Here is a 19,502-nt window from a genome sequence, read left to right as displayed (position 1 = left end):
TTTTCGACAGCCCCCCGCGGTCGGCGGAGCCACGATGAGGTGGCGGAGCCACGACGCAACCGGTCACCGAACGAAGGAGAACCCTCAGTGGCCGCGACACCCCTTCTGGAACTGCGCGGGATCGACAAGAGCTTCGGTCCTGTCCAAGTTCTGCACGACGTCGGCCTGGACGTCTACCCGGGCGAGGTCACCGCCCTGGTGGGCGACAACGGCGCCGGTAAGTCCACGCTGGTCAAATGCATCAGCGGTATCTACACGATCGACTCGGGCACGGTGACCTTCGAGGGCAAGCAGGTCTCGATCCACTCGCCGCGTGAGGCCTCCGCGCTCGGTATCGAGGTCGTCTACCAGGACCTCGCGCTCTGCGACAACCTGGACATCGTCCAGAACATGTTCCTCGGCCGGGAGAAGAAGTCCGGCATCATCCTCGACGAGGCGACGATGGAGGAGATGGCCGGCGAGACTCTGCGCAGCCTGTCGGTGCGTACCGTCAAGTCGCTGCGCCAGCTCGTCGCCAGCCTCTCCGGGGGTCAGCGCCAGACGGTGGCGATCGCCAAGGCGGTGCTCTGGAACAGCCGGGTCGTCATCCTCGACGAGCCGACCGCCGCCCTCGGCGTCGCGCAGACCGCGCAGGTGCTGGAGCTGGTCCGGCGGCTCGCCGACAACGGCCTCGGCGTCGTGCTGATCTCGCACAACATGAACGACGTGTTCGCGGTCTCGGACCGCATCGCGGCGCTCTACCTGGGCCGGATGGCCGCACAGGTGAAGGCGGCCGATGTGACGCACTCCCAGGTCGTCGAGCTGATCACCGGTGGGCGCAGCGGCAACCTCGGCCTTCCGCCGGAGAAGCCTTCGGAGTTCATCGACATCACGCCGGGAGACGGACAGTGACTACCACCACGACCACCACGGCCGGTGGCATCCAGGCCGTCAAGCCCACGGTCGGCAGCTACGTCCGTGATTACTGGGGCAAGGTCCGCGGCGGCGACCTGGGCTCGCTGCCGGCGGTCCTCGGGCTGCTCGTCCTCGTCGCCATCTTCGGCATCGCCCGAAGCGACACGTTCTTGAGCGCGTTCAACTTCGCGAACCTGTTCAACCAGAGCGCGCAGGTCGTCTTCATCGCGATGGGCCTGGTCTTCGTCTTGCTGCTGGGCGAGATCGACCTCTCCGCCGGCTTCGCCAGCGGCGTCTGCGGCGCGGTCATGGCGATCCTGCTCACCAACGAGGGTCTGCCCTGGTACGTGGCGATCCCGGCCGCGCTGCTGACCGGCGTGGTGATCGGCCTGGTGCTGGGCTCGCTGGTGGCGAAGCTCGGCATCCCGTCGTTCGTGGTGACCCTTGCCGCGTTCCTCGCCTTCCAGGGTGTACTGCTCCTGCTGCTTTCCGACGGCAAGAACATCTCGATCACCGACGAGTTCGTGCTCGCGCTGAACAAGTCGAACATGTCGGTGACCTGGAGCTGGATCGTCACCCTGGTCGCCGTCGCGGGTTACGCCTTGGCGCAGTTCAACCGGTACCGCTCACGGATCAAGCGCGGCCTGATCGCCGACCCGATCGGCATTGTGCTGGCGCGGGTCATCGGCCTCGCTGTGCTGCTGATCGCGGGCACGTACATCCTCACCCAGGAACGGTCGATCAACCCGGTGATCAACTCGCTCAAGGGCGTGCCGATCGTCGTACCGATCATCGCGGTCTTCCTGGTCTTCTGGACCTTCGTGCTCGGTCGCACCACCTACGGCCGGCACGTCTACGCGGTCGGCGGCAACGCCGAGGCGGCCCGGCGTGCGGGCATCTCGGTCGACCGGATCCGTATCTCGGTCTTCGTGATCGGGTCGTTCATGGCCGCGATCGGCGGCATCCTCGTGGTCAGCCGGGCCAGCTCGGTCGACCCGAACACCGGCGGCAGCAACATCCTGCTCTACTCGGTCGGCGCCGCGGTCATCGGCGGCACCAGCCTCTTCGGCGGCAAGGGCAAGGTGATCCACGCGGTGATCGGTGGCGCGGTGATCGCGGTGATCGACAACGGCATGGGCCTGATGGGCTACAAGTCGGGCACCCGGTTCATCGTCACCGGCCTGATCCTGTTGGCCGCAGCGAGCGTCGACGCTCTGGCCCGGCGCAGAGCCTCCGCAACGGGAAGCTGATGGGAGCCGGCCCCAGCCAGGAAGAGGTACGCCGGCACAACCTCGGGACGCTGTTGCGCTACGTGCATGTGCACGGCGCGACTTCCCGGGCGGAACTCACCAACCGGCTCGGCCTCAACCGCAGCACCATCGGGGCCCTCACCGCCGAGCTGACCAGCGTCGGACTGGTCAGCGAGGCGGTGCCACGCGAGACCGGCCGGGCCGGACGACCCTCGTTGGTCGTCCGGCCCGAGTCGGGCAAGGTGTACGCCTACGCGCTGAGCATCGAGGTGGACCGGCTGCGTGCGGCACGGGTCGGTCTGGGCGGCCGGATCCTGGAGCAGTACGAGACCGAGCGTCCACCCGGCATGACCCCGGACGACGCCGTTCAGCCGCTGGCCCGGTTCATCCGGCAGATGCGGGCCGGTGTGCCGGACGACGCCCGCTGTGTGGGCAGCGGCCTCGCCGTGGCCGGCATGGTGCGACGGGCGGACGGCATGGTCCGGCTCGCCCCGACGATCGGCTGGGTCGAGGAACCGGTGGGTGACACGCTGCGCGCCGAGCTCGGCGAGTCCGGCCGGCTCACCCTCGGCAACCACGCCGACGTCTGCGCGCTCGCCGAGCACGCCCGTGGCGCGGCGGTGGGCTGCGACAACGTCATCTACCTCTACGGCGATGTCGGGGTGGGCGCCGGGATCGTGGCCGGTGGGCACCGGGTCACCGGGCACGGCGGTTACAGCGGCGAGGTGGGCCACATGGTGGTCAACCCGTACGGGCGGCCCTGCTCCTGCGGTTCCCGGGGGTGCTGGGAGACCGAGATCGGGGAACACGCGCTGCTCCGTCTCGCCGGCCGCGCCGAACGCAGCGGCCGGGACGCGGTGCTCGCCGTGGTGGACGCCGCGATGCGCGGTGACAGCCAGGCCCAGCACGCGTTGCGCCAGGTCGGCGACTGGCTCGGCTTCGGGGTCGGCAACCTGGTCAACATCTTCAATCCGGAGGTGGTGATCTTCGGCGGTACGCTCCGCGACGTCTACCTGGGCGCCGCCGCGCAGATCCGCAGCCGGCTCAACGCGGTCGGCCTGCCGGTCTGCCGCGAGCACGTCCGGCTGCGCACCCCCGAACTCGGCACCGACGCCGCCCTGATCGGCGCGGCCGAACTGGCGTTCGAGCATCTCCTGGACGACCCGCTGCTGCCGTGAAAACCGGTTCACCCGGCCGCCGGGGCGTCATCGCGGAAGATCTATGCTGCCCGCCATGCCCAAGCAGCTCGAGGTGGACGGCGTGCCGGCGGTGCTGGCCCCGGTCACCGGACCGATGCACGCCGGCCTGGTCTTCCGGGTCGGTGTCGCGGACGAGCCGCTGGTCAAGCGCGGTATCACGCACCTGATCGAGCACCTGGCGGTGCACGGCCGCGCCGGCGTGGGCACGCACACCAACAGCACGACCGGGGTCGAGCACACCTACTTCCACGCGCGGGGCACCGCCGAGCACATCGCCGCGTTCCTCAACGGCGTCTGTGCGGCGCTGCGCGACCTGCCGGCCGGCCGGATCGACGCCGAGAAGGACGTGCTGCGCGCCGAGGCCGGCGGCCGGCGGCCGGAGCCGAGATCGATGTGGCGGCACGGCGCCCGCGACTACGGCATGCCCAGCTTCGGCGAACGCGGCCTGCCCGGACTCACCGGCGACGACCTGCACGGCTGGGTGGCGCAGTTCTTCACCCGGGAGAACGCCGCCCTCTGGGTGGCCGGCGACGAGGTGCCGCCGGGCCTGCGGCTGAACCTGCCGGAAGGGGTACGGCAACCGGCGCCGATGCCGTCCACGGCCCTGCCCGTCACACCGGCGTGGTTCGCCGCGCACGGCGACGGTGTCGCGTGGGACACCGTCGTGCGCCGGGAGGCCCGCGCCGCCGTCTTCGCCAACGTGCTGGAACGGCAGCTGCTGCGCGAGCTGGGCGGCGACAGCGACGACCGGCCGGAGATCCGCACCGAGTACGAGCCCCGGGTGTCCCGTACCGCCCGGATCAGCGCGATCGCCGAGGCGCCACCGGAGCGGCGGCCCGCCCTGCTGGCCGGGCTGACCGGGGTGCTGTCCGCGATGCGCGCCGGGCGGATCCGCGACACCGACGTGTCCACGGTGGTGGATTTGACCTGCGCCGGTCTGCGGGAGGCCGACGAGCGTGGCGGCCGGCTGCCGGGACAGGCGGTGAACGTGCTCGCCGGCCGAGGCGTGCGGGGAGTCGAGGAGGCGGTCGCCGAGGTGCGCGCGGTCACTGTGGACGATGTCGCCGAGGTGTCGGCGGCCGCGTACCGGGCCGGGCTGCTGATGGCTCCGGCCGGCACCACGACCGGACCGGACGGCTGGACCGCGGCGCCCGGGGTCTCCGAGGCTGCGGTCACCGGGCGTACCCATCGGGCCCGGGGCAACCGCGGGCTGCGGCTGGTGCACGGCGCGGACGGGGTGAGCGTCGTCGAGGGCGACGCGATCCGGACCGTCCGGTACGACGCCTGCGCCGCCGTCTACGCCTGGCCGGACGGCGGCCGCCGGTTGATCGGCGACGACGCGATCGCGGTCCGGGTCGAACCCACCCTCTACCGCGACGGCGCCGCGGCGGTCGCCGACATCGACGCGCGGACCCCACCCGGGACCCGGATCGAGATGCCGCCCCGCGACCCGGAGAGGATTCCGCAGCCCCGGCGCGGCTGGCGTGAGGTGTGGGGCCCGGCCCGGCCGAACGGATGAGGCTGGGATCACCGTCGCGCCGGTGATGATCGGCCTCTATGCTGCCCGCCATGTCTCAACCCTCCGACGTGGTGTTCGACCCGGCCGCCGCGTACCCGGGAATCCCGGCGCTGCGGGCCGCGCTGGACCGCAAGGACTGGGTCGCGGCGCGTGCCGTGCTCGACACCGTCACGCCGGCCGATCGGACCGCGCTGATCCGCACCTGCGGTGACGTGCGGGACCTCGAGGACTTCCTGCGGTACGTGCTGCGCGGTGACCCGCGGGACGGCGCCGCCGCCGCGCTGCTCGGTTTTCACCTCACCTACCTGGGCTGGGAGATCCGGACCGCGGCGTGGGCCAAGAACGTCACCGAGGAGCAGTGGGCCGGTTTCCGCGAGCACCTGCGCAAGGCGGAACTGGTGCTGATCGACGCGTGCGCGTACAACCCGGGTGACCCGGCGGTCTGGACCGCGCGGCTGCTGTCGGCGCGCGGGCTGTCCCTGGGCATCGCCGAGATCCGCCGCCGCTACGACCGGCTCGCCACCGCGGTGCCGCACCACCTGCCCGGCCAGGTGGAGATCGGGTACTCGCTGGAGCCGAAGTGGTACGGCAGCTGGGACGAGCTGCGCACGTTCGCCCGCGACTGCGCGCTCGCCGCGCCGCCCGGCACCCCGCACGGCCTGCTCGCGGTGGAGGCGTTCTTCGCGCAGTTCGGCGCGGCGAGCGACGACGCGGAACGCCAGCGGCTGCTGCACGACCCGCAGCTGCGGGCCGAGCTCTACCAGATCGCCCAGCACAGCGTGCTGCACCCGCGGTTCAACCGGGAGTACGGCTGGGTCCGCGCGGTGAGCAGCTACGCGGCGTACTTCAGCATGCTGCGTGATCAGGCCGCCGCCGCGCGGATGTTCGGCCTGCTCGGCAACCTGGCCACGGCCGACCCGTGGGCGGACACGGAGGAGGCCGCGCTGCCCAAGATCCGGCAGGCGCGCGCCTGGGCGCTGGGAGGAGCGCAGTGATAACTCAGCTCGAGGTCGGCGGCGTGCCGGCGGTGCTCGCGCCGACCACCGGACCGATGCACGCGGGTCTGGTTTTCCGGGTCGGGTTCGCGGACGAACCGCTCGCCCGGCGCGGCATCACCCACCTCGTCGAGCATCTGGCGCTGCACTCGTTCGGGGTGGCCGACTACCACTACAACGGCGCCACCGGCGTGGAGTACACGTTCTTCCACATGCAGGGCGCCGAGGACGACATCGTGGCGTTCCTCAACGGCGTCTGTGCGGCACTGGGTGACCTGCCGATGCACCGGCTGCCCACCGAGAAGGAGATCCTGCGCACCGAGGAGAGCACCCGCGGCGAAGGCCCGACCGAGGCGATGCCGCTGTGGCGGCACGGTGCCCGGGACTACGGCGTCGCCACCTATCCCGAGTGGGGACTGGGCGGGATCACCCCGGACGACCTGCGCGCGTGGGTGGCCCGCTACTTCACGGTGGAGAACGCCGCGCTCTGGATCGCCGGCCCGGGTGTCCCGGCCGGCCTCGACCTCAAACTGCCGCACGGTGAGCGCCGGCCCGCGCCGGCACCGTCGTCGGCCCTGCCGGTACGCCCGGCGTTCTTCCCCGGTCCGTCCAACGTGGTCGCCTGGGACGCGGTGGTCGACAGGTCCACCACCGCCGGCGTCTTCTCCGGGGTGCTGGAGCGGTCCCTGTTCCGCTCGCTGCGGCAGGAGAGCGGCCTCTCCTACACCGTGCAGGCCGGCTACGAGCCGCGCTCCGGCGGGCGGGCCGTGATCACCGCGTTCGCGGACGCGTTGCCGGAGAAGCAGAGCGCCGTGCTCGGCGGGTTCGTCGACGTGCTCGCCTCGCTGCGGCTCGGCCTGGTCGAGCAGTCCGACGTGACAGCGGTGGTGAACCAGCGGATCGAGGAGCTGAACCGGGCCGAGGAGAACGGGACGCGCCTGCCCGGTCAGGCTTTCAACCTGCTCGCCGGCCGCCCGGTGCAGAGCGCCGAGGAACTGCTCGCCGAGTTGCGCGCGGTCACCCGGGACGGCGTGGCCGAGGTCGGCAAGGCGGCCTTCGCCGACGGTCTGCTCATGACACCGGGCCGGACCGGCGCCGACTGGGCCGGGTACACCCCGGCGCCGCGGGAGTCCGACTCGGCCGTCGACGGCACCCGGTACCGCTCGCTGGACGACGAGGACCTCGCCTTCGTCGCCGGCGAGCGCGGGGTCAGCCTGGTCAGCGACGGATCGGCCGCCACTGTCCGCTACGACGAGTGCGCCGTGCTGCTGGCCTGGCCGGACGGCGCCCGCCGGTTCGTCGGGCACGACGGCATCCAGGTGCACTTCGAGCCCACCCTCTTCCCGAACGGGCACGCGGTGGTGCCGGCCCTGGACGCCCGGGTGCGGCCGGAGCTGCGCGCCACCATGCCGTCGCGTGATCCGGAACGGATCCCGGCGCCGCGCGAACCGGCCAAGCCGGCCGGCCCGACCGGTGGCAAGGCCGGCCCGATCGCCATGCTCGTGATCTTCCTGCCGTTGCTGCTCTTCTTCGGCGGCCTCGGGCTGATCATGGGAGTCTATGCCTTCGGCGACGACGTGGACGTCGCTGTGGAGATCACCATCTCGGTGGTCTTCCTGGCGATCGCCGGGGTCGCCGGCTGGGCCGTCTTCTGGGCAGTGAACCGCCTGCGCGGCCGCTGACCAGGCCACGGGCGGACGGCCGCGCGGCGAGGCAGGATTGCGGCGTGCGGACAACAATGCGGGCCGGCCTCGCCGGAGTGGTGGCGGCGGGGGCGGCGCTGGGCGCGGCCGAACTGGTCGCGGCCGGCACCGGGCCGGCGTCCGGTCCACTCGTCGCGGTCGGCGGCGTGGTGATCGATCACGTGCCGGTGGCGGTGAAGGACTTCGGCATCCGGGTCTTCGGAGTGCACGACAAGACCGCCTTGATCATCGGCACTCTTGTCCTGCTGGGCCTTTACGCGTACGGGCTGGGCGTGCTCGCCCTCCGCCGATGGGTGCCGGCAGTCGCCGGGATCGCGCTGTTCGGCCTGCTCGGCGCCGCGGCCGCCGTGAGCCGGGAGGGTGCCGGCCCGGCCGCGGTTCTCCCGTCGGTGCTCGGTGCGGCCGTGGCGGCAGCCGTGCTGCGGTATTTGCGATGCCTTTGCCTGCGGGACGCGACTCCCTCCGACGTGGCCGGGGTGCGCGACAGCTCGTACGCCGTGGGGAACCGGCGGCGATTTCTCCGTGATGCGGGGTTCGTGGCGCTGGCCGCCGCTGGCGCCGGTGTGACCGGGCGGATGATCGGCTCGCGCCGCGCGGTGGACGTGGCCCGGCAGTCCGTCGCGCTGCCCGCGCCGATCGAGCCGACGCCGGTGGTCCCGGGCGGGGTGCAGGTGCCCGGGGCCGTCCCGTGGGTGACGCCGAACCGGGATTTCTACCGGATCGATACCGCTCTCGTCACGCCTCGGGTGGACCCGGCTACGTGGCGTTTACGCATCCACGGCATGGTCCGGAACCCGATCGAGATCACCTGGGACGAGTTGCTGCGGCGCCCGATGGTGGAACGCCACGTGACTCTCGCGTGCGTCTCCAACGAGGTGGGTGGCGATCTGATCGGCAACGCGCTCTGGTTGGGTACGCCGATCAAGGCGCTGCTCGACGAGGCGGATCCGCTGCCCGGGGCCGATCAGGTGGTGCAGCGGTCGGCGGACGGCTGGACCTGTGGCGCGCCGACCGCCGTGCTCCGCGACGGCCGGGACGCGCTGCTGGCGGTCGGGATGAACGGCGAACCGCTGCCGGTGGCGCACGGGTTCCCGGCCCGGATGATCGTTCCCGGACTGTACGGCTACGTCTCCGCGTGCAAGTGGATCACCGAGATCGAGCTGACGACGTTCGCCGGCTTCGACGCCTACTGGGTGCCCCGGGGCTGGTCGGCGCAGGCGCCGGTGAAGACGCAGTCACGCATCGACACACCGCGCGACGGGTCCTCCCGGCCGGCCGGTCCGGTCACCGTCGCCGGGGTCGCCTGGGCTCAGCACCGCGGGATCGACAGGGTCGAGGTGCAGGTCGACGACGGTGCATGGCAGCCGGCGTCGCTCGCCCCGGCCGCGTCGGCGGACACCTGGCGGCAGTGGAGCCTGTCCTGGCCGGCGACGCCGGGCCGGCACACCCTGCGCGTCCGGGCGACCGATACCGACGGGGTGACACAGATTGCGAACCAGGCGCCGCCCGCGCCGGACGGCGCTACCGGGTGGCACCAGGTGGAGGTTGATGTCGAGTAGCCGGAAGCCGCACTTTCGGTCCGACTCGGAAACGCAAGTCGCTCATACGGTGGCTTGCATGTCCACCGATGCGGTTGGAGAACCGCTGAACCACCCGTCCCGGTCCTCCGCGAAGGACCGAGACACCAGTCGTGTGGTGATGCCGCGCGCCGGGCGGCGTCAGGCCGCCGGGGCCTGTCGTTGCGACGGCACCGCCGTCTTGTGGGGCCGGCCGAGGCGCGCCTCGAGCCGGGCAAGGTCGACTCGTCCGTGACGATCCGCCAGGTCCTCCCAGCCGACCGCGAGCAGCCGCAGCCGCTCCGATTCGCTGAAACCTCCCCAGACACCGTACGGCTCGCGCACTGCCAAGGCGTGCGCGGCGCACTCGGCCCGGACCGGGCACGCGCCACACATCGTCTTGGCCTTGGCCTCGCGGCGGTTGCGGGACGACCCGCGCTCGCCGTCGGGGTGGAAGAACTGTGCACTGTCCCGGCCCCGGCAGATTCCGAGCCGTTGCCAATCCCACAGGTCGGCAATGGGCCCGGGCAGTCTGCGAACGTTCGACATCAACACCCTCCTCCCGCGCGGCACCGCGGAGCGTTGTCATGAGGGCCTGTGCCCAGGCCTTCGCCGGGTGTACCCCAGCGATCGCCGACTCACACGCACCATGTCGATGTCTTCGCGAGCGGTATGGCAAAGGGGTGGCAAGTCATACCTATCTTTCCCGTTTTTTCCATCTAAAGCGCGTAATGCTGCGGCCCTCGCGTGATCTCCTCTGAGAGAGAAGGAGGATCACTGTGCGTACCGTCCTCGTGTGCGTCCGAACCCCGCTGGCGGCCCAGACCGTCGCGTCCACCGCGGCCCGGCTCGGCATGACCGGTGTCGTCCGGACCGCGGTCAGCGAGACCGAGGCCATGATCCGACTGGCGGAACGGCCGGCGGAAGTGGTCCTGGCTGACACCGCCGTAACCCGGCCGGACAGCGTCGGCTTCACCCGGCGTGTGCTGGCCCGCGCCCCACAGGCGCAACTAGTGCTCTTCGGTGCGGAAGATCCGCGGGTGGCGGCGGCAGCGGTCGCCGCCGGAGCCCGGGGCGTCATCCGCGGCGTCGAGCACGACCTGGTCAGCGTCGTCGCCAAGGCGCTGCTCCTACTGCTGTTGCCGGTTCGCCCGCAGGGCATGCCGATCAACGGCGCCAACGCTCAACCGGCCACGGTGGCCGGCGGGGTGCGCAACACCAACTCCCCGGGTGCGCGGGGTCAGTACCACAACGGTCCGGGCATGGGCGTTCCGAACGCGGCCGCGGTGCCGGCCATGCTCGGTCCGAACGCGCCGATGGTCCCGGCGCAGCGCGGCGACGCCCCGATCGACCCGGCCACCGGCCGGCCGATGGTGGCCTGGCCCGGCAACGAGGCCGGGGTGGGCATGGGCGAGGCCGCACCGGCCGGCCGGCGGCTCACGCTCACCGAGCGAGAACTGCAGGTCCTCCGGGGCATGGCCGACGGCAAGTCGAACGCCGAGATCGGCCGAGAACTCTTCGTCTCCGAAGACACCGTCAAAACCCACGCCAGGCGCCTCTTCCGAAAACTGGGCGCCCGAGACAGAGCCCACGCAGTAGCAGCAGGCTTCAGAGCAGGCCTAGTGGCCTAAAACAACCAACCACCAAGGCCGAGCTCCCACCAACGGCCCCATTTTCCCCGTTACACCCAGCCACTCCAGCCCCCCGCAAAACGCCGCCGGTGAGGGGGCGAGTGATTCTCCGACGTCCGCGGGGTTTGCGGACGGCGGAGAATCACCCGCCCCCTCACCGGTTAAAAGGCGTTTTGCAGCGGAGCGAAGCGCAGCCAGCCAGCTCAGCGTTTTGCAGCGGAGCGAAGCGCAGCCAGCCAGCTCAGCTGCGTTTGTAGACGCGTAGCCGGTTTGGCCTCAGCCACATCTCGCCTACCACCTGAAGATCAAGAGGACCCTTCGTCCTCCGAGCCCTCACTCAACGTGTCATGCACGCCGTCCGCATATCCCCGCGCGTACTCCCAAGTCACATAGTGATCCGGGTCCGGGTCATAAGCAGGCTCGTGCACCCGGGGCCGCCCGCTGTCCAGCAGGTGCCGCAGGTTGCCGCGCAGCAGATCCCAGTCGAAATAGTGCGGTTCGTGGCAGTCCTCGCACTCGATGACCAGCCCGCGGATGCCTGTCGGGCTCAGCAGCGCCTGATAGATCTCCAGGTCGGAGAGGTCTTCCAGGACGTCCTGCCGCTCTTCCTCGGTCAGCGGTTCGGATTCGGCGTCCTCGTTGAGGTCGTCGAGCCCGGCTGCCGGGTCGGCGGGATCGCCGTTGAACGGGTCGATCGGCTCTTCTTGCACCCCCTTACCGTACTCACCTCCCGTCGGGGTGTGCTGGCCCGCACGTTCTGTCCGCCGGCCGGGTCGCCGACCTGGGATGGGTAGGATGATGGACTCCGCCTCTTCTCTAGGGATGATTTGTGGAAACTGACAGCGCCCGCACTGTTCCGCTCGGTTTGACCTTCGACGACGTGCTGCTGCAGCCCGGTGAGTCGGATGTCGTCCCCAGCCGGGTCAACACCGTGACGCGCCTGACGCGCAACGTCGAGCTGACCATCCCGCTGCTCTCCGCGGGCATGGACACCGTGACCGAGGCGCGGATGGCGATCGCGATGGCCCGTCAGGGCGGCATCGGCGTGCTGCACCGCAATCTCTCGGTCGAGGACCAGGCCGCGCAGGTCGACCTGGTGAAGCGCTCCGAATCCGGCATGATCACCAACCCGGTCACGTGCAGCCCGGACGACACCCTCAACCAGGTGGACGCGCTCTGCGGGCGCTACCGGATCTCCGGTGCCCCCGTGGTGGACGCGGAAGGCGTCCTGGTCGGCATCGTGACGAACCGGGACATGCGGTTCGTCAGCGACCACAGCGCCAAGGTGCGCGACGTGATGACCAAGTCGCCGCTGATCACCGCCCCGGTCGGGGTGACCAAGGACGAGGCGCTGGAGCTGCTGCGGCAGCACAAGGTGGAGAAGCTTCCGCTCGTCGACGAGGCCGGCCGCCTGCGCGGGCTGATCACCGTCAAGGACTTCACCAAGTCCGAGCAGTACCCGAACGCCGCGAAGGACCCGCAGGGCCGGCTCCGGGTGGCCGCCGCGGTGGGTGTCGGTGACGACTCCTACAAGCGGGCCCGCGCCCTCATCGACGCCGGCGTCGACGTGGTGATCGTCGACACCGCGCACGGGCACCAGCGTGCCGTGCTCGAAATGGTGGCGCGGCTGAAGAAGGACACCACGATCGACATCGTGGGCGGCAACGTGGCGACCTACGCGGGCGCCAAGGCACTCGTCGAGGCCGGCGCGGACGCGGTGAAGGTCGGTGTCGGCCCCGGCGCGATCTGCACCACCCGGATCGTCGCGGGCGTCGGCGTCCCGCAGATAACCGCCATCATGGAGGCCGCCCGGGCCTGCCGGCCGGCCGGTGTCCCGGTGATCGGCGACGGCGGCATCCAGTACAGCGGCGACATCGCCAAGGCGATCGTGGCCGGCGCGAGCACCGTGATGCTCGGCAGCCTGCTGGCCGGCTCGGAGGAGAGCCCCGGCGAGCTGATCTTCATGAACGGCAAGCAGTACAAGTCGTACCGCGGCATGGGTTCGCTCGGCGCCATGCAGTCGCGCGGTCAGGCCAAGTCCTACTCCAAGGACCGCTACTTCCAGCAGGACGTCAACGAGGACAAGCTGGTCCCCGAGGGCGTCGAGGGCCAGGTTCCCTACCGTGGCCCGCTGTCCCGGGTCGCGCACCAGCTCATCGGCGGTCTGCGGGCGGCCATGGGCTACGTGGGCGCCGAGACCATCCCCGACCTGCAGGACCGGGGACAGCTCATCCGGATCACCGCGGCCGGCCTCAAGGAGAGCCACCCGCACGACATCCAGATGACCGTCGAGGCACCCAACTACCACTCCCGCTGACCCGCCCAACCACCCCGATAAGGACTAAGGCGCTTCATCATGCGTGACGTCGTGGAGATCGGCCTCGGCAAGACCGCCCAGCGCGGGTACCACCTGGATGACATCGCGATCGTTCCGAGCCGCCGCACCCGCGACGTGGACGACGTGTCGACCGAGTGGAAGCTCGACGCGTACCCCTTCAAGATCCCCTGCGTCGCGCACCCGTCCGACGCCACCATGAGCCCGGACTCGGCGATCGCCCTGGGCCGCCTCGGCGGCCTCGGCGTGCTCAACGCCGAAGGTCTCTGGACCCGCTACGAGGACCCCACCAAGATCCTTGAGGAGCTCGCCGCCCTCGGCGAGGACGCGGACGCCACCAAGCGCCTCCAAGAGGTGTACGCGGAACCGATCAAGCCGGAGCTGATCACGGAGCGGGTCCGGCAGATCCGCGCCTCCGGTGTCACCACCGCCGTCCGGGTCTCGCCGCAGCACACCCTGGCGCTGGCCCCGGTCGTCCTGGACGCCGGCGTCGACCTGCTCGTCATCCAGGGCACCCTGGTCTCCGCCGAGCACGTGTCCACCACCGACGAACCGCTGAACCTCAAAGAATTCATCGCCGACCTCGACCTGCCCGTCATCGTCGGCGGCTGCACCGACTACAAGACGGCGCTGCACCTGATGCGCACCGGCGCGGCCGGCGTGATCGTCGGCGTCGGCGCCGACGAATGGTCCACCACGGACACCGTGCTCGGCATCCGGGTGCCGATGGCCACCGCCATCGCCGACGCTGCGGCCGCTCGCCGCGACTACCTGGACGAGACCGGTGGTCGGTATGTGCATCTCATCGCCGACGGGGGGATCGCCACGTCCGGAGACATCGCCAAGGCCATCGGCTGCGGTGCCGACGCGGTGATGCTGGGTGAGCCGTTGTCGCTTGCCGCGGGGGCGCCGGCCGGCGGGGCTTGGTGGCATTCGGCTGCGAGCCACCCGGATCTGCCTCGTGGCGGGTTCTGCGTGGCGGGGGAGCCTGATGGGACCCTGGAGCAGGTTTTGTACGGGCCTGCGGATCGGCCTGACGGGCAGCTGAACCTGTTCGGGGGGCTGCGGCGGGCTATGGCCAAGTGTGGGTATCGGGATGTCAAAGAGTTCCAGAAGGTTGCTTTGGTGCTTGATCGGAGCTGAGGTGGGGTGAGGGCTGGGGCTTGCGCCTTGTCAGGTCTTGGCCCGCCCCCCCCGGGACCTTTTGCCTTCACGTCTTGGTCCACCCCCGGGACCTTGCGGTTTCACGCCTTGGCACACCCCCGGTGGGTGGGCTTTGTGGGTCTGGCTGCTGTGCTGGCTGGCTTCGCTTCGCTCCGCGGCAAAACGCCTTGTTCCCGGTGAGGGGGCTGGAGTGGCTAGGCCGTAACGGGGAAAATTGTTTTGTTGGGGGTGCCTGCTCACTGTGAGTGAGTTGGTTTGTTGGTGCGGTGACTGGGCTGCTGGCCTTGGCGCTACCCCGGCCTGGCGCTGGCGTGACGATCCCCGCCTTGACCCTGGCGTGACGACCTCGGCCTGGCGCTGGCGTTGACGACCTCGGCCTGACGGTGGCGCGGCCTGGCCTAGCTTGATCTCGACCTGCCCTGCCCTGCCCGGTCTTGCCTTGCGTTGTCTTGCCTTGCCTTGCCTTGCTTGGGGTGTTGATCTGCTAGCGATGCGAAATTGCGGTTTCGGGGGCATGGTCACAGCGATTTTGTGGCGCTAGCAGATCAACAACTGGGCACGGGCAACTGGGCACGGGCAACCGGGGCACGGGTGTGACGCGGGGTGCTGTGGTGAGTGCGCGGTGGCCGCGGGCATGGGTTGGTGCGTGCATCGACGCTTTTTGCACTTCTGCTCCGCGCCTGGGGCTGGACCGGTGGCTTTTGTTTGGGGGTTAGGGGGTGGGGGGTTTTTGGGTTCCGTACAGCCAGGATTGGAAGAACGGGGTCAGGTCTTTGCCGGCGGCCTTGGAGGCTGCCTCGGTGAACTGGGCCGTCGTCACGTTCCTGTCCTTGTGGGTGGCTGTCCAGGACTTGACCAAGGTGAAGAAGGCCTTGTCGCCCATGGTTTTGCGCAGGGCGTGCACTGTCATGCCGCCTCGCTGGTAGACGGCTGAGCCGAAAAGGCGGGCCGGTGTGGGGTCGCCGGGGATCTCGGCCCAGTTGAAGGTGTTGTAGGCGGTCTCGAACATCTCCTGCGCGGTGTCCTGGCCGGCGTGCTCGGACCAGAGCCATTCCGCGTACGTGGCGAAGCCCTCGTTGAGCCAGATGTCCTGCCAGCGGGTGAGGGCGACGCTGTCGCCGAACCACTGGTGGGCGAGTTCGTGTGCGACGACGCTCAGGTTCTCGCCGGTGGTGAAGAAGGTGTTGCCGTAGACCGGGCGGGCCTGGGTCTCCAGCGCGTACTGGATCTTGTCCTCGTCGACGACCACGCCGCCGTTGGCCTGGAACGGGTACGGCCCGAACTGTGTCTCCAGGAAGTCGGTGATCTCGCCGGTCCGGGCCAGGGATCGGGCCGCCGGACCGTTCGCCGGCAACGACTCCGGGATCGCCGTCACCATCGGACGGCCGCGGTGCTGCCCGGTGGTGATCCGGTACTGCCCGATCACGACGGTCGCCAGGTAGCTCGCCATCGGCGAGTTCTCCGCCCAGTTCCAGGTGGTCCAGCCGGCCGCGGTGGTCCGCTCGCCGGGTACGCCGTTGCTGAGCACCTCGACACCGTCGGGGACGGTCATCGCCAGTTTCAGGGTCGCCTTGTCGGACGGGTGGTCGTTGACCGGGAACCAGGTGCTCGCCGACTCGGGCTGGCCGAGCGCGACGCCGCCGTCGGCGGTACGCATCCACCCGCCGTTGCCGAGGGCCTTGTTCTCCAGCAGCCCGGGGGTGCCGCCGTACCGGACGACGACGGTGAACTGCCGCCCGGAAACGATCCCGGCCGCCGGGGTGATCACCAGCTCGTTGCCGTCGCCTGCGGTGCCGGTGGCTGCCGCGCCGTCGACGGTGACCTCGGAGGCCCGCAGGTGGGCGAGGTCCAGGTTGAACCGGGACAGGTCCTGGGTGGCGGTCGCGGTGATCGTCGCGGTGCCGTTCAGGGTGCCGGCCTTGGGGTCGTAGCGCAGGGCCAGGTCGTAACCGGCCACGTCGTACCCGCCGTTGCCGTACTTCGGGAAGTACGGGTCGCCGGCGCCGTCGGCACCGGGGGAGAAGCTGGGCGGCACCGTCGACGGGCCCGGTTCCGGTCGGTCCGGTTCCGGGCCTGTCGAGCAGCCGGCCAGGAGCGCCAGCACGGCGAGCGTGCCGATAACCCGTCGCGTCATGCCGACGAGACTACGTTCTACGGCCGGTTGACCAGTTTCGGATGGTCGGCCAGGTAGTCGGCGACCTTGTTCTTCGCGACCGCCTCGATGAAGCCGACACCCTCGGGCTTGAGCTGCTCACCGACGTACCGGCCACCGCTGGAGACGCCGTCACCCGGCAGGTCGACCAGGGTGATCTTGTCCGGGGTGAGATCGCGGAGGGCGTACGCGTACTCGAAAGGTGTACGCCCGCCGACGTAGACGAGGGAGTCACCGAGCGCCTCGATCACGCCGCCCAGTTTCGCCGGGTCCCGCATGTCCTGGGCGAGCGCCTTGGTGAGGATCGCGCTGACCATCTGTCGCTGGTGCCGCTGCCGGTCGTAGTCGCCGTTGGGCAGGCCGTACCGCTGGCGCGCGTAGTCGATCGCCTGCCAGCCCACGAGGTGCCGCTCGCCGGGCTGGTAGATCGCCTGCGGGCCGACGTGGTCGCCGCCGCCGGGTGCGAGCGGCCGGGCGGAGCCGTCCGGTTTGCGGTGCCGTGACTTCACCCTCTGGTCGATGGTCATGTCGATGCCGCCGAGCTCGTCGACGAGCTTCTCCAGGCCACCGAAGTTGAGGACGGCACCGGCGTGGAACTTCTTGATCCCGGTGTATTCCCGCAATACCGTGGTCAGTAGTTCGTACCCTTGCTCAACGCTCTTTTCGGTCTTTTCGCCGGGGATTCGCGAGCCGCGGCTCATTGCCTCGGTGAGTTTGTGGCGACCGCCGCCGAAGCCGGATTTCGCGTAGGCCGGCATGTCGACCCGGAGGTCGCGGGGCAGGGAGTAGAGGTATGCGGACTTCAGCCCGGCGTCGACGTGCAGCATCATGACCGTGTCGGCGTGCGGCTCGTAACCGGGGATGCTGACCCGGGTGTCGACACCGATCAGCAGCAGGTTGAGCGGGCCTTTGATGTCGGCGCCGGCCGAGTCGGCGGGCCCGGAGCCGGAGGGGGCGGGCACGGCCCGCGAGGCGCCCGCGGAACTCGTCGGCGCGGCCGTGTCGCCGGAGCTCCGATTCATCGCGATCGCGACGCCGACGCCGGCGAGCAACGCGACGATCGCGCCGGCCACCACCGCCCAAGTGATCTTGCTGTTCCGCATAGCGGCACCCTAGAGGACATCGTTGTACTGCTCAACGACTATACATATCGTGTTCAATGCAACCCCCTATTGCGAAATGCATGATCGCCAGTACGCTAGCTCGGCGATTCGCCGACTCCGGCGTTCGCTACGGGGAGGTCTCCAAGCATGAATTCTTCCAGCCGGCGTGCCGTCGTCGGCATCGTCGCCGCGAGTCTCGCGGCCGGCCTCAGCGTGGCCGGCGTGGCCACGCCCGCCCAGGCCGCGGCCGCACCCGTGCGGCTCGTCGTGGGCTTCAAGTCCGGAGTGGACAGCGCCACCGCGCAGCCCACTCTGTCCCGGTTCGGCATCGGCAGCAACGAGTCCAAGGGTGGCAACGCGCTGCGCGCCGCGCTGGCCGAGGTGAGCGCCAAGGCGCTCGACGTGCCCGCCGCGAAGGCGACCGCCCTGATGGCCGCCCTGCGGCTCGACCCCTCGGTCGCCTACGTCCAGGTGGACCCGAAGGCCAAGGCGTTCGACGTGGCGCCGAACGACCCGGTCTACGCCCAGGGCCACCAGCCCGAGCTGAAGCAGATCAAGGTGCCGACCGCGTGGAGCACCACGACCGGCAAGGCGGTCAAGGTCGCCGTGGTCGACACCGGTGTGTCGGGAGTCGGTGACCTCTCCGGCAAGGTGCTGCGCGGGTACGACTTCGTCAACAACGACAACAACGCCTCGGACGACGGCGACTTCCCGCACGGGACCGTCGTGGCGTCGCTGATCGCGGCGAAGGCGAACAACTCGACGGGCATGGCCGGCGTCTGCACGCAGTGCCAGATCCTGCCGGTCAAGGTGCTCGACTCCGCGGGCTCGGGCAGCTACTCCGACGTCGCGGCGGGCATCATCTACGCGGCCAAGCAGGGCGCGAAGATCATCAACCTGTCGCTGGGCGGCGCGGGCGATTCGCCCGTCCTCAAGGACGCGGTGGCCTACGCCAACGGCCGCGGCGCCCTGGTGGTGGCGGCCGCCGGCAACGAGGGCAGCAGCCAGCGGCAGTACCCGGCGGCGTACGGCGACGTGCTCGCCGTCGGCGCCACCAACACCCGGACCGGCGGCACCGCCCGGGCGGACTTCTCCAGCTACGGCTCCAGCTGGGTCGACGTGGCCGCGCCCGGCATCACCGCGGGCATGCGCAACAACGGCCAGTACTGCTGGGACGGCAACACGGCCGCCTGCTGGGACTGGTACTACAACGACTACGAGGTCCAGGGCACCTCGTTCGCCGCTCCGCTGGTCGCCGGTGTGGCCGCGCTGGTGCACTCCAAGAACCCGAAGTACATCGGGTGGAGCCTCTCCAACGCGATCACCAGCTCGGCCCGGGGCATCGGCGGCTGGGTGAAGTACGGCCTGGTCGACGCGAACGCCGCCTTGAGCAAGGGGTACGACACCGCGAAGCCGAGCGCGAGCGGCAGCAACCTGTCGCACAACCAGCTGGTGCGTGGCAGCCGGACCGTCAGCCCGGTCGGGCTGAAGGACACCGGTGGCTCCGGTATCCGCAACGTCGACCTCTACCTCAACGGTAAGTGGCACAGCTGGGACTACGTGGCCCCGTTCGCGCCGAAGCTCAACACCGCGGGCAAGAACGGCCCGATCAAGGTGCAGCTGCGGCTCACGGACAAGGCCGGCAACATCAGCTGGGCGCCGCACCGCTGGATCGTGGCGGACAACACCAAGCCCAAGCTGTCCATCACCAAGGCCCCGAAGAACAAGGCCAAGGTGAAGGGCACGGTCACCATCACGGCGAAGGCCAGCGACAAGTACAAGGTCGCCAAGGTCCAGCTGCTGGTGAACAACAAGGTTGTGGCGACCGACACGAAGGCCGGCTACAAGCTGTCCTTCAAGGTGTCGAAGCAGAAGAAGACCATGAAGGTCGTCGTCCGCGCGTACGACAAGGCGGGCAACATGACGAAGCTGGCGACGCGTACCTACTACCGTCGCTGATCGTGGTGCTGGTCGTGGCTCCTCCGGCGTGATGCCGCCTGA

Annotated in this window: 15 protein-coding genes; 11 read left to right on the top strand and 4 right to left on the bottom strand. The window is 70.1% G+C overall.

Annotation, left to right across the window (positions count from 1 at the left end; genetic code table 11):
• Positions 1-87: 87 nt before the first annotated feature.
• The 7 genes from LPA41_RS28035 to LPA41_RS28005 are packed head-to-tail and all read left to right on the top strand — an operon-like array spanning position 88 to position 9,119.
• Positions 88-891: an ATP-binding cassette domain-containing protein gene (locus tag LPA41_RS28035; protein ID WP_229073903.1), complete on the top strand. Its 804-nt coding sequence runs from the start codon at positions 88-90 to the stop codon at positions 889-891.
• The gene (locus tag LPA41_RS28030) at positions 888-2,144 is read left to right on the top strand and encodes a sugar ABC transporter permease (protein WP_229073902.1); all 1,257 of its coding nucleotides are present in this window, start codon (positions 888-890) and stop codon (positions 2,142-2,144) included. The genes LPA41_RS28035 and LPA41_RS28030 overlap by 4 nt, the downstream gene beginning before the upstream one ends.
• Positions 2,144-3,322 carry an ROK family protein gene (locus tag LPA41_RS28025; RefSeq protein ID WP_229073901.1) on the top strand — a complete coding sequence of 393 codons (1,179 nt, stop codon included), beginning with the start codon at positions 2,144-2,146 and terminating at the stop codon, positions 3,320-3,322. Before LPA41_RS28030 ends, LPA41_RS28025 begins: the two co-directional genes overlap by 1 nt.
• 55 nt (positions 3,323-3,377) lie before the next feature.
• The gene (locus LPA41_RS28020) at positions 3,378-4,862 is read left to right on the top strand and encodes an insulinase family protein (RefSeq protein ID WP_229073900.1); all 1,485 of its coding nucleotides are present in this window, start codon (positions 3,378-3,380) and stop codon (positions 4,860-4,862) included.
• Between the two features lie 50 nt (positions 4,863-4,912).
• Positions 4,913-5,857, top strand: a complete 945-nt coding sequence (locus LPA41_RS28015; protein ID WP_229073899.1) for a hypothetical protein — start codon at positions 4,913-4,915, stop codon at positions 5,855-5,857.
• Complete coding sequence (locus LPA41_RS28010) at positions 5,854-7,539, top strand: insulinase family protein (RefSeq protein ID WP_229073898.1); 1,686 nt, start codon at positions 5,854-5,856, stop codon at positions 7,537-7,539. Before LPA41_RS28015 ends, LPA41_RS28010 begins: the two co-directional genes overlap by 4 nt.
• 56 nt (positions 7,540-7,595) lie before the next feature.
• Positions 7,596-9,119, top strand: coding sequence for a molybdopterin-dependent oxidoreductase (locus tag LPA41_RS28005; protein ID WP_229074029.1), 1,524 nt, complete (start codon positions 7,596-7,598; stop codon positions 9,117-9,119).
• Between the two features lie 159 nt (positions 9,120-9,278).
• Here LPA41_RS28005 and LPA41_RS28000 read toward each other — a convergent pair whose 3' ends face one another.
• Positions 9,279-9,665 carry a WhiB family transcriptional regulator gene (locus LPA41_RS28000; protein WP_229073897.1) on the bottom strand — a complete coding sequence of 129 codons (387 nt, stop codon included), beginning with the start codon at positions 9,663-9,665 and terminating at the stop codon, positions 9,279-9,281.
• 230 nt (positions 9,666-9,895) lie between these two features.
• On the opposite strand from LPA41_RS28000, the gene LPA41_RS27995 reads away from it, so the two are divergent.
• Entirely contained in the window at positions 9,896-10,747 is an 852-nt protein-coding gene (locus LPA41_RS27995; RefSeq protein ID WP_229073896.1) for a response regulator transcription factor, read from the top strand.
• A 305-nt stretch (positions 10,748-11,052) separates the two neighbouring features.
• Here the strand turns inward: LPA41_RS27995 and LPA41_RS27990 are convergent, their stop codons facing one another.
• Positions 11,053-11,457 (bottom strand): DUF5319 domain-containing protein, encoded by a 405-nt coding sequence (locus LPA41_RS27990; protein ID WP_229073895.1) that lies wholly within the window; start codon positions 11,455-11,457, stop codon positions 11,053-11,055.
• 119 nt (positions 11,458-11,576) lie between these two features.
• On the opposite strand from LPA41_RS27990, the gene guaB reads away from it, so the two are divergent.
• Complete coding sequence (gene guaB / locus LPA41_RS27985) at positions 11,577-13,064, top strand: IMP dehydrogenase (RefSeq protein ID WP_229073894.1); 1,488 nt, start codon at positions 11,577-11,579, stop codon at positions 13,062-13,064.
• Positions 13,065-13,103: 39 nt separating this feature from the next.
• Positions 13,104-14,225 (top strand): GuaB3 family IMP dehydrogenase-related protein, encoded by a 1,122-nt coding sequence (locus LPA41_RS27980; RefSeq protein WP_229073893.1) that lies wholly within the window; start codon positions 13,104-13,106, stop codon positions 14,223-14,225.
• Between the two features lie 733 nt (positions 14,226-14,958).
• Here the strand turns inward: LPA41_RS27980 and LPA41_RS27975 are convergent.
• Positions 14,959-16,380, bottom strand: a complete 1,422-nt coding sequence (locus tag LPA41_RS27975; protein ID WP_229073892.1) for a M1 family metallopeptidase — start codon at positions 16,378-16,380, stop codon at positions 14,959-14,961.
• A 17-nt stretch (positions 16,381-16,397) separates the two neighbouring features.
• Positions 16,398-17,501, bottom strand: coding sequence for an LCP family protein (locus LPA41_RS27970; protein WP_229073891.1), 1,104 nt, complete (start codon positions 17,499-17,501; stop codon positions 16,398-16,400).
• Between the two features lie 147 nt (positions 17,502-17,648).
• Here LPA41_RS27970 and LPA41_RS27965 point away from each other — a divergent pair, with 147 nt between their 5' ends.
• Entirely contained in the window at positions 17,649-19,460 is a 1,812-nt protein-coding gene (locus LPA41_RS27965) for a S8 family serine peptidase (protein WP_229073890.1), read from the top strand.
• Positions 19,461-19,502: the final 42 nt, after the last annotated feature.

The sequence above is a fragment of the Actinoplanes sp. DH11 genome (assembly GCF_020873875.1).
Lineage (GTDB): Bacteria > Actinomycetota > Actinomycetes > Mycobacteriales > Micromonosporaceae > Actinoplanes.
The sequence above is the reverse complement of the archived record's forward strand: the minus strand, read 5'-3'. Positions and strand labels throughout refer to the sequence as shown.

What these genes read in the sequence shown, in the direction of transcription:
- LPA41_RS27975 (WP_229073892.1), bottom strand. Translation starts at nt 16,380, where the DNA reads ATGACGCGACGGGTTATCGGCACGCTCGCCGTGCTGGCGCTCCTGGCC.
- LPA41_RS28025 (WP_229073901.1), top strand. Translation starts at nt 2,144, where the DNA reads ATGGGAGCCGGCCCCAGCCAGGAAGAGGTACGCCGGCACAACCTCGGG.
- LPA41_RS28015 (WP_229073899.1), top strand. Translation starts at nt 4,913, where the DNA reads ATGTCTCAACCCTCCGACGTGGTGTTCGACCCGGCCGCCGCGTACCCG.
- LPA41_RS28005 (WP_229074029.1), top strand. Translation starts at nt 7,596, where the DNA reads ATGCGGGCCGGCCTCGCCGGAGTGGTGGCGGCGGGGGCGGCGCTGGGC.
- LPA41_RS27965 (WP_229073890.1), top strand. Translation starts at nt 17,649, where the DNA reads ATGAATTCTTCCAGCCGGCGTGCCGTCGTCGGCATCGTCGCCGCGAGT.
- LPA41_RS27970 (WP_229073891.1), bottom strand. Translation starts at nt 17,501, where the DNA reads ATGCGGAACAGCAAGATCACTTGGGCGGTGGTGGCCGGCGCGATCGTC.
- LPA41_RS28000 (WP_229073897.1), bottom strand. Translation starts at nt 9,665, where the DNA reads ATGTCGAACGTTCGCAGACTGCCCGGGCCCATTGCCGACCTGTGGGAT.
- LPA41_RS28020 (WP_229073900.1), top strand. Translation starts at nt 3,378, where the DNA reads ATGCCCAAGCAGCTCGAGGTGGACGGCGTGCCGGCGGTGCTGGCCCCG.
- LPA41_RS27980 (WP_229073893.1), top strand. Translation starts at nt 13,104, where the DNA reads ATGCGTGACGTCGTGGAGATCGGCCTCGGCAAGACCGCCCAGCGCGGG.